This is a genomic window from Luteimonas sp. FCS-9 (genome assembly GCF_001014645.1).
GTDB lineage: Bacteria > Pseudomonadota > Gammaproteobacteria > Xanthomonadales > Xanthomonadaceae > Luteimonas.
Map to the genome: position 1 here is coordinate 42,985 of NZ_LASZ01000003.1, position 12,402 is coordinate 55,386.

A 12,402-nucleotide genomic window follows, 5' to 3' on the forward strand; every position below is an offset into this window, starting at 1 on the left:
TCGCGCCGGTGGCTAGTCGGGCATCGCGAAGCCCGCAGCGGGCACACGCGCCGAGCGCCCGCTGAGGCGTTCGAATTCCGCGACGTCGTGCGAGCAGAAGATGTCGATGCCCTGTGCGGTGCGGGCGAGGTCGCGCAACCGCTGCTGGTTGCGCAGTCGCGCGTCGCGATCGAGCTCCATCATCCATTGGTAGGCGCGCAGTCCGGGCGGGCAGTGCGGCGATGCGTCCAGTTCTCCCGCGTGGAAGTACGCGTCCGCCGCCAGCAGCTTCCAACCCGCCCCGGTGTCGACGGCGATGCCGGTGTGCCCGTGGGTATGACCCGGCAGCGGTACGAGGAGCAGCTCGGGCGGGAGCCCATCGAGCCCGCGGACGCAGTCGAACCCCATCCAGGGCTCGCCCTGCGCCCCCGGATACGTCCGCCAGCGCGCACGGGTGGACCATTGTTGCGGACGGAAGCGCTGGCGATCGAGCCACGTGCGCTGGCGCGCAGCATGCGCACGCTCGCGGGCGAGCAGATGGACGGTCGCATGCGGGAAGTCGTCGAGACCGCCGGCATGGTCGAAATCGAGGTGGGACAGCAGGATGTGCCTGACGTCGGCCGGCTGGAAGCCGAGCCGCTGGATCTGCCGCACCGCGGTCATCTGTTCGCGGAATTCCGGGCGCAGCAGCGCCAGGAAGAACCGGCTCAGGCGCGCGTGCGGATGCGCGACATCGCGCAACCCCAGTCCCGTGTCGACCAGGACCAGGCACCGCGGCGTCTCCACCAGCAGGCAATGGCAACTCAGATGGCCACGCCCGAGAATCTCCTTCGACCGTCCGTCCATCAGTCGGCCGCCCAGGGGGCAGGTAGAGATGCAGTTGAGATGGTGGACCCGCATGGCGCGTCCCGCTGCGGCGAGGGCCCGACTCTCGTCGTGTCCGGGTGGCCGGCATGTGAGCCGCACCGGCCACCTTTGCACGACGCGTGCAGGACCGTCGTACCCGCCGAAACCGCGTTCCGGCAGGTAGCTGCCGCCGTGTCCCCGATCGTGCAGTTGTTGCGCCTGATCGTTGCAGGTCGCCGCGCCGCTTACGGTGCCGTGATCGCCGCAGGCCCAGGGTGGACATCCCCTAGTCGAGGCGGCAGTGCCGCGGGAGAATCCGATGTTCATGCACAACAAGCGTCTGCAATACACGGTTCGTGTGGAGCGGGGAGATCCCGTTCTGGCCACCCTCATGCTCGAGCAGTTCGGGGGCCCGCAGGGCGAACTCGCCGCCGCCATGCGCTACTTCACCCAGGCGCTGGCCGAGGACGATCCAGGCCGCAAGGACATGCTCTACGACATCGCGACCGAAGAACTCAGTCATCTGGAAATCATCGGTTCGATCATCGCCATGCTCAACAAGGGCGCGAAAGGCGAGTTGGCCGAAGGCATGGACGAGATGGCCGAGATGCGGGTCCTGAGCGGCAACAGCACCAGCCAGACCGAGGCCATCCTGTACGGAAACGGGCCGGCGCTGGTCAATTCGAGCGGCGTCCCGTGGACGGCGGCCTACATCGACACCATTGGTGACCCGACCGCGGACCTGCGCTCGAACATCGCCGCCGAATCGCGCGCCAAGCTCGTCTACGAGCGGTTGATCAACGTGACCGACGACCCGGGCATCAAGGATGCGCTGATCTTCCTGATGACGCGCGAAGTCGCTCATCAGAAGAGTTTCGAGAAGGCGCTGTACGCGATCAGCCCGAACTTTCCTCCGGGCAAGCTGCCCGGGCATCCGGCGTTCTCCGATGTCTACTACGACATGTCGCAGGGGCCCGGCGATCAGACCGGGGCGTGGAACAGCGGCGACGCATGGGAACGCGTCGAGGATCGCGAGGCGCAGGCCGCGGTCGACGGCGGCGACGGCACCGCTTCGGTGGGGCTGACAGCGCCGCAACAGGCGGCCCTGGAGGCGCTCGCTCTGCGCACGATGTCCGACCCCGCCAGCGATCCGCGCACAGGTGCCGAACTCGGCGCCGGGCCCGGGGCCGGCAGGATCGGGGCGGGGGATGAGGACGTTCCTGGTGCGTGACGGGCGTCCGGCGACGCGCCGACGTGCGTTGCCCGGCGCCAAGACGGGAGGTACGACATGACTTCGAACGCCAGCGCGGCCGCATCCGGCGCGCCGACGCGCATCGAGCGCACGCTGACCATCCAGGCCGAGCCCGCGGCGATCCTGTCGGCCTGGGGAGATATCGAGATACAGCCGCAGCTGTTCGAAGGCGCGGCGACGTATCTCGGGCCCGACGCTCGCGGCGGATCGACCTGGGAGGTCCACGCGCCGCTGGGTCGACGCCCCCGGTTCGTCCTCCTGCCCGATGGCGAGACCGCCGGATATGTGCGGCACCGCGTCGAGGACGAGGTCGGGCTGTGGATGCGCAGCGAGTTGCGCGTGCGGCCCGCACGTGCGCGGCCGGGCGTCGAGGCGACCCTGACGGTCGACTATCGCGTCGACGGTCTGCTGGCAGGATGGCTGGCCCGACTGGTCGATCCGGCGCCCGCGCTGCTGGTCGGACAGGCCCTGCGTCGGCTGCGGGCCCGGGTCGAGGCCGGCGAGATTCCCACCCTGGCGCGCAATCCTTCTGCGCGCGCGTCCACGCACTAGGAGGCGGCCATGCGTGCATTGTGCTGGAACGGCGTCAACGACCTGCGGGTCGAGACCGTGCCCGATCCGGCCGTGGTCAACCCCGGGGACGTCGTGCTTCGCGTCGGCCTGAGCACGACCTGCGGCTCGGACCTGCATTTCATCGACGGCTACATCCCTTCGATGCGCGAGGGCGACGTCATCGGCCACGAGTTCATGGGCACCGTCGAGGCCGTCGGGCCCGCGGTCCGCAGCGTACAGGTCGGGCAGCGGGTCGTGGTGCCATCGTTCGTGTCATGCGGCCAATGCTGGCACTGCGGGCGGCACGAGTACTCGCTGTGCGACAACACCAATCCCCATTGGGAGATCCAGGAGCCCTTGCTGGGCCATCCGACCGCTGGCATTTACGGTTACACGCACGCTTTCGGCGGCTATGCCGGATCGCATGCGCAGTACATCCGCGTCCCGCACGCGGATGTCGGATGCTTCGCGGTGCCCGATGGCGTGTCCGACGAGGACGCGCTGTTCCTGTCCGATGCCGGCCCCACCGGGTTCATGGGCGCGGATTTCTGCGACATCCAGCCCGGCGACATCGTCGCGGTGTGGGGATGCGGCGGCGTCGGGCTGATGGCGCTGCAGAGCGCGCGTGTGCTTGGTGCCGAGCGCGTGATCGGCATCGACCGCATCCCGGAGCGCCTGGCGATGGCCCGGGACGTGGTCGGTGCGGAGACGATCGACTACACCGACGTGGACAGCGTGGTCGATGCGCTGCGCGAGACGACCGGCGGCCGCGGACCGGACGCCTGCATCGACGCGGTCGGGATGGAGGCGCACGGGACCGGCATGGCGTACGCGTACGATCGGGCGAAACAGGCGCTGCATCTGCATACCGACCGGGGAGAGGCGCTGCGCGAAGCCATCGTGGCCTGCCGGAAGGGCGGCGTCGTGTCGGTGCTGGGGGTGTACGGCCTCATGGACAAATTCCCCCTCGGCGTGATGATGAACAAAGGGCTGACGGTGCGTACGGCGCAGCAGCACGGTCAGCATTACCTGCCGCGGCTGCTCGAACTGGCGCAGCAAGGCCGCTTTCACTCGCGGTTCCTGGCCACGCATCGGATGCCGCTGGAGGAGGCCGCGCGCGGGTACGACTTGTTCAAGCACAAGCACGATGGCTGCGTGCGTGCGGTGTTCGTTCCCTGAAGGACCGACGTGGGCGCCTCTGTCAGCCCGCGCCGGACGCCGGGGGGCTTGCCGGTGGCGCGCGGTGCGCGGTCAGGCAGGTGACCACGCTCGACACCACCAGCGCGAACGCGACGGTCTCCAGCAGCGTGGGCAGCCGGCGTTCCCAGGCCAAGCCGTAGAGCAGCGCGAACAGCGTCTCGAACAGGATCATCTGGCCGACCAGCGTCAGCGGCAGCAGCCGGCTCATGCGGTTCCACAGCGCGTTGCCGACCATCGACGCCAGCAGCGCCACGCCGGCCGAGACGCCGATCAGCAGCGCCCATGCCGCAGGCGGCTGCGGCGTGCGGGGCAGGGCCCAGGCCAGCGGTACCAGCAGTACGGTCAGCCCGCACGTGACCACGCCGGTGAGCAGGTTCCACTCGTGTACCGAGACGTGCTGCAGCCGCACCAGCCAGCGCGCGTTGCCTACCGCAAAGCACGTCCACGACGCCAGCGCGCCCACGCCGCAGGCCAGGCCCAGCCACTGCCGCCCCACGTCGCCCGTGGCCGGCGTCGCCAGCGCCTGCCAGCCGATGCACAGCGCGCCTGCGGCGCACAGCAGCAGCGAGGGCGCGAGCCGGCGCAGCGGCACCGCGCCGTGGTCACGGCTGCCGGCCACGGTCACCGCGACCGGCAGGAAGCCGATGACCAGCGACGTCATCGCGATGCCGCCCAACTGCACGGCGCTCGACAGCAGCAGGTAGTAGAGGACGTTGCCGGTCAGCGCCAGCCCCACGAGCGCGCGCCATTCGCGCCGGCCGAGCAGGCCGACCAGCCGGCGCCAGTGCGGCGCGACCAGCAGGGCCGAGAACAGGCCGAAGAACAGGTAGCGGCCGATGGTCAGGTCCAGGGGGCGGAAGTCGCGCACCAGCGCGGGCGCCAGGAACACCAGGCCCCACAGCGCGCCGGCGCCGACGCCGCAGGCCACGCCGGCGACGGTGTTGCGGTGGGGCGTCGTTCGCATCGCATCCATGCCGCGCACGATAGGGGCGATGCGCGGCGTCGTCTTGACCCGGTCTCGCGGGTCCTGGGCCCGGACTCGCGTCCGTCAGCCGCGCGCCTGGCGGCGGATCGCCGCGGGCGTATGGCCGGTGGCGCGCCGCAGTGCCCGGGTCAGCGCGCTCTGGTCGGCATAGCCGCAGCGGTAGGCGACCTCGGCGATCGGCAGCGCGGTCCGCGCGAGCAGGTCGCAGGCCCGTTCGCGGCGCAGCGCCGACAGCCAGGCGCGCGGCGTGGTGCCGAGCTCCTGCTGGAACAGCGCGTGCAGGCGGCTGGCGCTGACGCCGACCTGCGCAGCCATCGCTTCGGCGGTCCAGCCGCGCGCCGGCTGCGCCTCGACCGTCGCCAGCAGCGGCGCGAGCCGGGCACGCGGCTGCGGCGGCTCGCCGAGCAGGGCGTCGAGCAGCAGCGGGACCCATAGCCGCAGGCGGTGCGGCGGCACGCGGCCGCGCACGGCCAGCGCCTCCATGTAGTCGACGAGGCTGCGGGCCTCGGGCGCGAGCGCGACGTAGGGCCGGCGCGCGAGGCATTCGGCGGTGCGCGGGTCGAGGTCGCCTGCGTGCAGGTCGAGGATGATCGACCGGTTGGCCGCGTCGCTGACCTGGTCGTGCCGGGCACCGGCCTCGACGAAGGCGCCGACGCCGCGGTCGAGCCGCGCGCCGGCGCCTGCGATCTCCATGCACAGCCGGCCGGCCAGCGGCAGCACGACCTGCGCGAAGTCGTGGCGGTCGACGGTGCTGTCCGCGCCGTAGGCACGGATGGCGATTCGCGATGTCGGGGCGGGGAGGGCCATGGCGGGGCGGGGGACGGGGCCGGCCGATGCTAGCGCAGCGGCGCCGCCGACTCGATGTCCCGCCGCACGGCTCGGCGCACTGCGCGCGAGGCGGCGACGGCGCGGGATGCGCACACGCGCCCACCGCGGCGGGCTGCGTTCACGATCCGCGCATCGCCGACTGCCTAGCGTGCCGGCTTCCCAGCCACCTCGGAGACGCCGCGATGCGACACGCCCCCATCGACCAGCAGGTCATCGTCATCACCGGCGCCTCCAGCGGCATCGGGCTGTGCACGGCGCTACTGGCCGCCGAGCGTGGCGCGCGCGTGGTGCTGCTGGCCCGCAGCGAGCGCACGCTCGACGCGATCGTCGCGACGATCGCCGCCGAGGGCGGCAGCGCGCACGCGATGTGCGTCGACGTGTCCGACCGCGCGGCGGTCGAGGCCGCGGCCGAGCGGATCGTCGCACTGCATGGGCGCATCGACACCTGGGTCAACAACGCCGGGGTGGCGATCTTCGGCCGCCTGGACGAGGTCGCTCCCGAGGACCACCGGCAGCTGTTCGAGATCAACTTCTGGGGCGTGGTGCACGGCTCGCTCGCCGCGTTGCCCGCGCTGCGCGCCAGCGGCGGCGTGCTGGTGAACGTCGGCAGCGAGGTCTCGGACGCGGTGATCCCGTTGCAGGGCATGTACTCGGCGTCCAAGCACGCGGTCAAAGGGTTCACCGACGCGCTGCGCGTGGAGCAGACCCGCGTCGACGACCAGCCGATCTCGATCGTGCTGATCCAGCCGACCGCGGTGAACACGCCGTATCCGCAGCACGCGCGCAACTACATGGACCGGGAGCCGAAGCTGCCGTCCCCGCTGATCGATCCGCACCGCGTGGCCGAGGCGATCCTCGACGCCGCGCACAAGGGCGGGCGCGAGACCAAGGTCGGCGCGATGGCGCACGTGGACACCGCGATGAGCAAGTTCCTGCCGCGGCTGGCCGATCGCATGGCCGCGATGCAGGCCTCGCGGCAGCAGCGCGACGAGGCGCCGCGCGATCCGGGCGGTACGCTGTTCGTCGGCGGCGAGAGCGGCCGGATCCATGGCGTCGACGGTTCCGGCGAGATCGTCGATCCCACCTGAGGCCCGGCGTCGGTCGTCGCGTCGACATGAACGGGGCAGGGACGCGGAAGTGCGAAGAAACTGCCCGCCTGCGGGCAGTCGGCTTCACCGGCTGCCGCGCGCCGGCGGCCCAGCATCGTGCTTCCTGTCCTCATATGGAGTGCGACCATGAACCTTCGTCCGACCCTGCTGGTGGCCTCGCTTGCGTTCGCGCTGTCGGCATGCGGCGAGCGCGCCGACGATCGCCAGACTGCGGCCACGCCCGACACGCCCCCGGCCGCCGTGCCGCCGGCCGGCGAGGGCACCGGCGGCACCGGCATGGGCGCCGGCCCGGCCGACACGATGGTTCACGGGGATGCGCCGGCCAATGCCGCGTCGGCGCAGGCACCGGCCGACCACAAGGCGTTGCTCTCGGTGCTGGAGGTCGATCGCCACGAGATCGCGGCCGCGCAGGCCGCGCTGTCGAAGGGGGTCGGCGATCGCGCGCGCGCGTACGCAGAGATGCTCCGCAGCGACCACGAGCGCAGCATGAAGGCCACGCAGGCGCTGCTCGACGGCAACCGCGGCACCGCCGGCGCGCCGCCGCAGGACGCCGCGTCCGACGATCCGGCGCTGGTCGCCGAGCGTCGCCAGCACGACACCGAGCGCCAGCGCCTGGAAGGCCTCGACGGCGAGGCGTTCGAGGCCGCGTGGATCGACGCGATGGTCAAGGGTCACCAGGCAGCGCTGGACAAGCTCGATCGCGAGCTGATCCCGCAGGCCGGCGCCGGCGAGGTGCGTAGCCACCTGGAGCGCACGCGCGAGACGATCGCCGGGCATCTCGAGCAGGCCCAGGCGCTGCAGAAGCCCGCGGGCGGCTGAGCCCGCACGCCGGGGCTGTCATCTTCCCCGCATTGCGTCGAGGTCTCAGCGCAAACCCTGCCAACACCTCCCCCGCGACGCGGGGGAGGCCGGCGCGCGCCGCGCGCCGGGTGGGGGCACGGGCCCTTGTGCGGAAAGCGCCCCCATCCCAACCTTCCCCCGCCATGCGGGGGAAGGAGCTAAAGGCAGGACCCCACGATTCACCTCCCCCGCGACGCGGGGGAGGTCGGCGCGCCCCGCGCGCCGGGTGGGGGCACGGGCCTTCCCCTTACCCTTCCCCGAAAAGATCAGCCTGGCCATCCTCGGGCGCGCCGTAGTCCAGCCGCCCATCGACGATGCGCGCCGCCGCGGTCCACGGATGCGGCTGCGCCTTGCCCGGCGCCATCAGGTGCACGACCTCCCAGCCGCGGGCCTTGAAGTCATCGGAGATCAGGCTGCGGTGGCAGCTCCACCACATCGCCTCGGCGCACATGCAGGCGGTGCGCTGCTCGCGTGCGAGCCGCATCAGCCGTTCGCGCGCCTGCGCGTACTCAGGCGTGTCCATGTAGTCGGCATAACCGCGGAAGCTGGCGTTGCGCCAGGCCGTGTGCGGCGAATCGCGGCGCGCGGACCGCCGGCCGCCGAGCTCGGGCATCGGCACGAACGCGATGCCGGCCTCGGGCAGGCTGTGCGCGAGCGACTGCGCGGCGAAGTGCGGATGGCGACGCGAGCCCGGATGGCGGCGGACGTCGACCAGTGTCCGGATGCCGTCGGCGCGCAGCATGTCGACGAAGACCTCGATCGGCCGCGTCGAATGGCCGATCGTCCACAGGTGGGGCGTGTGCATGCGTGCAGGCTAGCGCGCCGGGTGTGCAGGCCGCGCTCAAGGCCCGGTCCCGCCGGCCGCTAACGGAGCGCAACCCGCACGCTTTCCGGAGAGCCGGATGGACATCCGCCGCTACCACCACGACCACGGCGAGATCGCCACGCAGATCGACGCGCTCCGCACGCTCAGCCGTGCCGGCGTCGCCGAGAACGCCGAGGAGATCTCCAGCCGCATCGTCGCCTTCGCCAGCCGCGTCAAGTTCCATCTCGCGGCCGAGGACCAGGTGCTGTACCCCACGCTCGCGCGCGCCGGCGATCCCGATGTCGCGGCGATGGGCGCGCACTACCAGCAGGAGATGCAGGGCATCGCCGAGGTGTTCGCCGACTTCGTCGGCCGCTGGCGCGTGCCGTCGCGCGTCAAGGCCGATCCGGAAGGCTTCCGCGCCGGCGCCAACACCGTGCTGCGCGCGCTGTTCGAACGGCTGCAGCGCGAGAACCGCGAGCTCTACCCGGCCGCCGAGCGCGTCTAGCGGCGCATACTGGCGCTCCCTTCGCACCGAGGAGCGCCGCATGATCCGCATCGACACTGCCGGTACCTTCCGCCTGGGCGATCGATCCGTGAAGCGGCTGGGCTACGGGGCGATGCAGCTCGCCGGTCCCGGCGTGTTCGGGCCGCCCAAGGACCCTGCCGCGGCGGTGGCCGTGCTGCGCGAGGCGGTCGCCTCGGGCGTCGACCACATCGACACCAGCGACTTCTACGGGCCTCACGTCACCAACCGGCTCATCCGCGAGGCGCTGCACCCGTATCCCGACGACCTGACGATCGTGACCAAGATCGGTGCGCGACGCGGCCACGACGCGTCGTGGCTGCCCGCGTTCTCGGCGCAGGCATTGACCGACGCGGTCCACGACAACCTGCGCAACCTCGGCCTCGACGTGCTCGACGTGGTCAACCTGCGGATCATGCTGTCGGTGCACGGCCCGGCGGAGGGCTCCATCGAGGCGCCGCTGACGGTGCTGGCCGACCTGCAGCGGCAGGGGCTGGTGCGGCACATCGGCCTGAGCAACGTCACCGCGACGCAGGTGGCGCAGGCGCGCGGCATGGTCGAGGTGGCGTGCGTGCAGAACATGTACAACATCGCGCACCGCGACGACGATGCGCTGATCGACGCGCTGGCCGCCGACGGCATCGCCTACGTGCCGTTCTTCCCGCTTGGCGGGTTCACGCCGCTGCAGTCGTCCGCGCTGTCGGCGGTCGCCGACGCGTTGGGTGCGACGCCGATGCAGGTCGCGCTGGCCTGGTTGTTGCGTCGCGCACCGAATCTGCTGCTGATTCCCGGCACCTCGTCGGTTGCGCACCTGCGCGAGAACCTGGCGGCCGCGGACCTGGTGCTGCCCGACGATGCGGTCGCGACGCTGGACGGCATCGCCGCCGGAGCGGCGTAGCCCGACGCGCCGGGGCGCGCCCGGCGCTGCCCGCAACGCGGGGCGGGTCGCTCAGCGCCGCCGGGCCAGCCAGCGGTCGAGCTGCCCGGCGAACGCCTGGCGGTCGCGTGCGTGGAAGGCGGCCGGGCCGCCGGTCTGCACGCCGGCACCGCGCAGGTCGTCCATGAAGTCGCGGATCGACAGTCGCTCGGCGATGCTGTCGGGCGAGTAGGGCTGGCCGCGCGGGTCGATCGCCTGCGCGCCGCGCTCGAGCACGCGGGCGGCCAGCGGGATGTCCTGGGTCACGACCAAGTCGCCGGCCGCGACATGCGCGACGATCGCGTCGTCGGCCGCGTCCGGGCCACCCTGGACCTGGATCGCCCGCACGTGCGGCGAGGCCGGTGTGCGCAGCCACTGGTTGGCGACCAGCACGACCGGCACCCGCGCGCGCTCGGCGGCGCGGAACAGGATCTCCTTGATCGGGCCGGGGCACGCATCGGCGTCGACCCAGATCCGCGCAGGCGCCGGGCCCGGCGCGCTCACTCGGCCGCGTCGGGTGTCGTCGGCGTGTCGGGACGGGCGGCGTCGCGCTCGGCGCGCTTCTTGGCGTCCTTCTCGTCTTTCTTCTTCTTCTTGGCGAGTTCGCGCTGGCGTTTTTCGAACGAATAGTTGGGCTTTGCCATGGGGCCTTCGTGGTTGGACGAGGCCCCAGTGTACCGCCCGAGGGGAAACGGTTCTCTCCAATCCCAAGTGCGACGACGGGAGTTCCACTCCGGGTGGGCAGCAGCCTGGCAGCCGGAAGCCGCTCTCCCCTCGGTCAACGCCGCTTCGCGGTCCGGCCACGCGAAGCACGCGTGGCGTTCGCATGGATGCGCGGCAGGGCCGCGCACGCCATCCATGCTCACCCTGCCTTGACTCGGGCGAGCGCCCGCTCCGCTTCGCGGAGCGGGCTGACCGAGCCGGGGGGCAGTCCCCGGCCGGCGCGACGCGCGCTCCGAAGAGGGGCCCCCGATCGAGCGAGCAGAAGCACAATCCCTCTGACTTCGGCGACGAACCAAAAACCGGCCTTCCGCGCATCACGCTCCGCTGTTCCGTAGGAGCGCGCTTGCGCGCGATGGCCTTTTCGCGGGATTCGCCATCGTGTGCGACTGGCTTTCCCGGTAATGCCCCATCGCGCGCAAGCGCGCTCCTACGGGGGGCGTCAGGCAGCCGGCACGGTTGATCGGCCGCGATGCGCGCAACAAAAGCGCTCCGCCCCGGTCGAGTCAGGGCGGCGCCGACAGCGCGCCCGCCTGCCGCAGCGCGTCGAGCACGGGCGCCAGCGGCAGCGCGGGCACGTGGCCGCGGTGGCCGTCGAGCGCGGTGGCGCGGAACAGCGAGTTGAGGATGGCCTCTTCGGTCGCGTCGGCGGCGGCCTCGAAGTACGGCGTCAAGACGTCGTCGGGCAACACCGACGCGGCGGCCGCCGCGCCGGGCGCATGGCGCAGCGCGGGGGCGTTGGAGAACGCGATCACGTAGTCGCCGGAGCCGTGCGACATCGCCGAGCCGGTGCGCGCGAGCCCGAGCAGCGCGCGGCGCGCGAGGCGGCCGAGCTGGCGCGCGTCCAGCGGCGCATCGGTGGCGACGACGATCATGATGCTGCCGTCGCCGGTATCGGAGGGCGCGGCGGCGCGGGCCGCGACCGCACGCGGGTCGGGCAGGCGTCCGGCCATCGGCACGCCGGCGATCGTCAGTCGCCCACCGTAGTTGCTCTGCACCAGCACGCCGACGACGTGGCCGTCGGGCAGGCGGCGCGAACTGGTGCCGATCCCGCCCTTCCAGCCGAACGCGACCGTGCCGGTGCCGGCGCCGACGGTGCCCTCGGCGACCTCGTCGCCGGCCTGCGCCAGCGCCTCGAACACGTGCTCGGGTCGCAGCGGGCGGGCGCGGATGTCGTTGAGGACGCCGTCGTTGGTCTCGCCGACCACCGGATTGAGCGAGCGCACATCGGCCATGCCGGGCTGGCGCAGCATCCACTCGGCCAGTGCGTCGGCCGCGCGCCAGACCCCTAGCGTGCCGGTCAGCAGGATCGGCGTCTCCAGCTCGCCGAGCTCGCGGACCTGGGTGGCGCCGACCAGCTTGCCGAAGCCGTTGCCGACCTCGATCGCCGCGGGCACGCGCTCGCGGAACGGGTTGCCGGCGTGCGGCAGGATCGCGGTGACGCCGGTGCGCGCCGCATCGCCTTCGATCACGGTCGTGTGGCCGACGCGCACGCCCGGCACGTCGGTGATCGCGTTGCGCGCACCGGTGGGCAGCGGGCCGATGACGATGCCGGCGTCGCGGGCGCGCGGACGGGCGTCGTCGGGCATCGCGGCGGCGGACGCGGCCATGCCCGGTGCGGACAGGAGCAGGGCGAGGGCGAGGGGCAGCAGGGGCGGTCTCATCGGGATCGGCGCGGGCCGGCGGGTAGCGGGGACGGGCGGATTATCGCGGCACGGCGGGCGGCGGCGTTTGGGGGTTTACCCCGATGATGCCCCCGCAGGGCCTGCCTAGGATGGATTCCACCCCACGTTGTCCACCGCGCATGCGGTACGGCGCAGGCGCGTTCGGCACCAGGCGCGCGC

14 protein-coding genes are annotated in these 12,402 nt (G+C 72.2%); 7 read left to right on the forward strand and 7 right to left on the reverse strand.

Annotation, left to right across the window (positions count from 1 at the left end):
* Positions 1-12: 12 nt before the first annotated feature.
* Positions 13-1,152 (reverse strand): MBL fold metallo-hydrolase, encoded by a 1,140-nt coding sequence (locus WQ56_RS03490; protein WP_231583341.1) that lies wholly within the window; start codon positions 1,150-1,152, stop codon positions 13-15.
* Here WQ56_RS03490 and WQ56_RS03495 point away from each other — a divergent pair.
* Genes WQ56_RS03495 through WQ56_RS03505 form a run of 3 tightly spaced genes read left to right on the forward strand, consistent with a single transcriptional unit; the run spans position 1,145 to position 3,808 of the window.
* A complete protein-coding gene (locus WQ56_RS03495) occupies positions 1,145-2,056 on the forward strand; it encodes a manganese catalase family protein (RefSeq protein ID WP_047135706.1) in 912 nt (303 codons plus the stop codon). The genes WQ56_RS03490 and WQ56_RS03495 overlap by 8 nt on opposite strands.
* A gap of 57 nt (positions 2,057-2,113) precedes the next feature.
* Complete coding sequence (locus WQ56_RS03500) at positions 2,114-2,629, forward strand: hypothetical protein (protein WP_047135707.1); 516 nt, start codon at positions 2,114-2,116, stop codon at positions 2,627-2,629.
* A gap of 9 nt (positions 2,630-2,638) precedes the next feature.
* Positions 2,639-3,808: a zinc-dependent alcohol dehydrogenase gene (locus tag WQ56_RS03505; protein ID WP_047135708.1), complete on the forward strand. Its 1,170-nt coding sequence runs from the start codon at positions 2,639-2,641 to the stop codon at positions 3,806-3,808.
* 22 nt (positions 3,809-3,830) lie between these two features.
* Here the strand turns inward: WQ56_RS03505 and WQ56_RS03510 are convergent, their stop codons facing one another.
* A complete protein-coding gene (locus WQ56_RS03510; RefSeq protein ID WP_197076423.1) occupies positions 3,831-4,793 on the reverse strand; it encodes a DMT family transporter in 963 nt (320 codons plus the stop codon).
* 84 nt (positions 4,794-4,877) lie between these two features.
* The gene (locus WQ56_RS03515) at positions 4,878-5,621 is read right to left on the reverse strand and encodes an AraC family transcriptional regulator (RefSeq protein WP_047135710.1); all 744 of its coding nucleotides are present in this window, start codon (positions 5,619-5,621) and stop codon (positions 4,878-4,880) included.
* A 203-nt stretch (positions 5,622-5,824) separates the two neighbouring features.
* Here WQ56_RS03515 and WQ56_RS03520 point away from each other — a divergent pair, with 203 nt between their 5' ends.
* Together WQ56_RS03520 and WQ56_RS17585 are read left to right on the forward strand one after the other, a co-directional pair.
* Positions 5,825-6,730: an SDR family oxidoreductase gene (locus tag WQ56_RS03520; RefSeq protein WP_047135711.1), complete on the forward strand. Its 906-nt coding sequence runs from the start codon at positions 5,825-5,827 to the stop codon at positions 6,728-6,730.
* 147 nt (positions 6,731-6,877) lie between these two features.
* Positions 6,878-7,570: a DUF4142 domain-containing protein gene (locus WQ56_RS17585; protein WP_052772811.1), complete on the forward strand. Its 693-nt coding sequence runs from the start codon at positions 6,878-6,880 to the stop codon at positions 7,568-7,570.
* Between the two features lie 268 nt (positions 7,571-7,838).
* Here WQ56_RS17585 and WQ56_RS03530 read toward each other — a convergent pair whose 3' ends face one another.
* On the reverse strand, positions 7,839-8,396 hold the full coding sequence (locus WQ56_RS03530; RefSeq protein WP_047135712.1) for a DUF488 domain-containing protein: 558 nt from the start codon (positions 8,394-8,396) through the stop codon (positions 7,839-7,841).
* A 97-nt stretch (positions 8,397-8,493) separates the two neighbouring features.
* Between WQ56_RS03530 and WQ56_RS03535 the strand changes: the two genes are divergently transcribed.
* Positions 8,494-8,904 carry a hemerythrin domain-containing protein gene (locus WQ56_RS03535; protein WP_047135713.1) on the forward strand — a complete coding sequence of 137 codons (411 nt, stop codon included), beginning with the start codon at positions 8,494-8,496 and terminating at the stop codon, positions 8,902-8,904.
* 40 nt (positions 8,905-8,944) lie between these two features.
* A complete protein-coding gene (locus WQ56_RS03540) occupies positions 8,945-9,820 on the forward strand; it encodes an aldo/keto reductase family oxidoreductase (RefSeq protein WP_047135714.1) in 876 nt (291 codons plus the stop codon).
* A 51-nt stretch (positions 9,821-9,871) separates the two neighbouring features.
* Here the strand turns inward: WQ56_RS03540 and WQ56_RS03545 are convergent, their stop codons facing one another.
* From WQ56_RS03545 to WQ56_RS03550, 3 genes are all read right to left on the reverse strand, one after another.
* The gene (locus WQ56_RS03545) at positions 9,872-10,342 is read right to left on the reverse strand and encodes a YaiI/YqxD family protein (RefSeq protein ID WP_047135715.1); all 471 of its coding nucleotides are present in this window, start codon (positions 10,340-10,342) and stop codon (positions 9,872-9,874) included.
* Positions 10,339-10,482, reverse strand: a complete 144-nt coding sequence (locus WQ56_RS19000; RefSeq protein ID WP_197076424.1) for a hypothetical protein — start codon at positions 10,480-10,482, stop codon at positions 10,339-10,341. Before WQ56_RS19000 ends, WQ56_RS03545 begins: the two co-directional genes overlap by 4 nt.
* A gap of 582 nt (positions 10,483-11,064) precedes the next feature.
* Positions 11,065-12,222 (reverse strand): P1 family peptidase, encoded by a 1,158-nt coding sequence (locus WQ56_RS03550; RefSeq protein ID WP_082132168.1) that lies wholly within the window; start codon positions 12,220-12,222, stop codon positions 11,065-11,067.
* Positions 12,223-12,402: the final 180 nt, after the last annotated feature.

What these genes read in the sequence shown, in the direction of transcription:
- WQ56_RS03530 (WP_047135712.1), bottom strand. Translation starts at nt 8,396, where the DNA reads ATGCACACGCCCCACCTGTGGACGATCGGCCATTCGACGCGGCCGATC.
- WQ56_RS03515 (WP_047135710.1), bottom strand. Translation starts at nt 5,621, where the DNA reads ATGGCCCTCCCCGCCCCGACATCGCGAATCGCCATCCGTGCCTACGGC.
- WQ56_RS03535 (WP_047135713.1), top strand. Translation starts at nt 8,494, where the DNA reads ATGGACATCCGCCGCTACCACCACGACCACGGCGAGATCGCCACGCAG.
- WQ56_RS03510 (WP_197076423.1), bottom strand. Translation starts at nt 4,793, where the DNA reads ATGCGAACGACGCCCCACCGCAACACCGTCGCCGGCGTGGCCTGCGGC.
- WQ56_RS03495 (WP_047135706.1), top strand. Translation starts at nt 1,145, where the DNA reads ATGTTCATGCACAACAAGCGTCTGCAATACACGGTTCGTGTGGAGCGG.
- WQ56_RS03490 (WP_231583341.1), bottom strand. Translation starts at nt 1,152, where the DNA reads ATGAACATCGGATTCTCCCGCGGCACTGCCGCCTCGACTAGGGGATGT.
- WQ56_RS17585 (WP_052772811.1), top strand. Translation starts at nt 6,878, where the DNA reads ATGAACCTTCGTCCGACCCTGCTGGTGGCCTCGCTTGCGTTCGCGCTG.
- WQ56_RS03500 (WP_047135707.1), top strand. Translation starts at nt 2,114, where the DNA reads ATGACTTCGAACGCCAGCGCGGCCGCATCCGGCGCGCCGACGCGCATC.
- WQ56_RS03505 (WP_047135708.1), top strand. Translation starts at nt 2,639, where the DNA reads ATGCGTGCATTGTGCTGGAACGGCGTCAACGACCTGCGGGTCGAGACC.
- WQ56_RS19000 (WP_197076424.1), bottom strand. Translation starts at nt 10,482, where the DNA reads ATGGCAAAGCCCAACTATTCGTTCGAAAAACGCCAGCGCGAACTCGCC.
- WQ56_RS03540 (WP_047135714.1), top strand. Translation starts at nt 8,945, where the DNA reads ATGATCCGCATCGACACTGCCGGTACCTTCCGCCTGGGCGATCGATCC.
- WQ56_RS03550 (WP_082132168.1), bottom strand. Translation starts at nt 12,222, where the DNA reads ATGAGACCGCCCCTGCTGCCCCTCGCCCTCGCCCTGCTCCTGTCCGCA.
- WQ56_RS03520 (WP_047135711.1), top strand. Translation starts at nt 5,825, where the DNA reads ATGCGACACGCCCCCATCGACCAGCAGGTCATCGTCATCACCGGCGCC.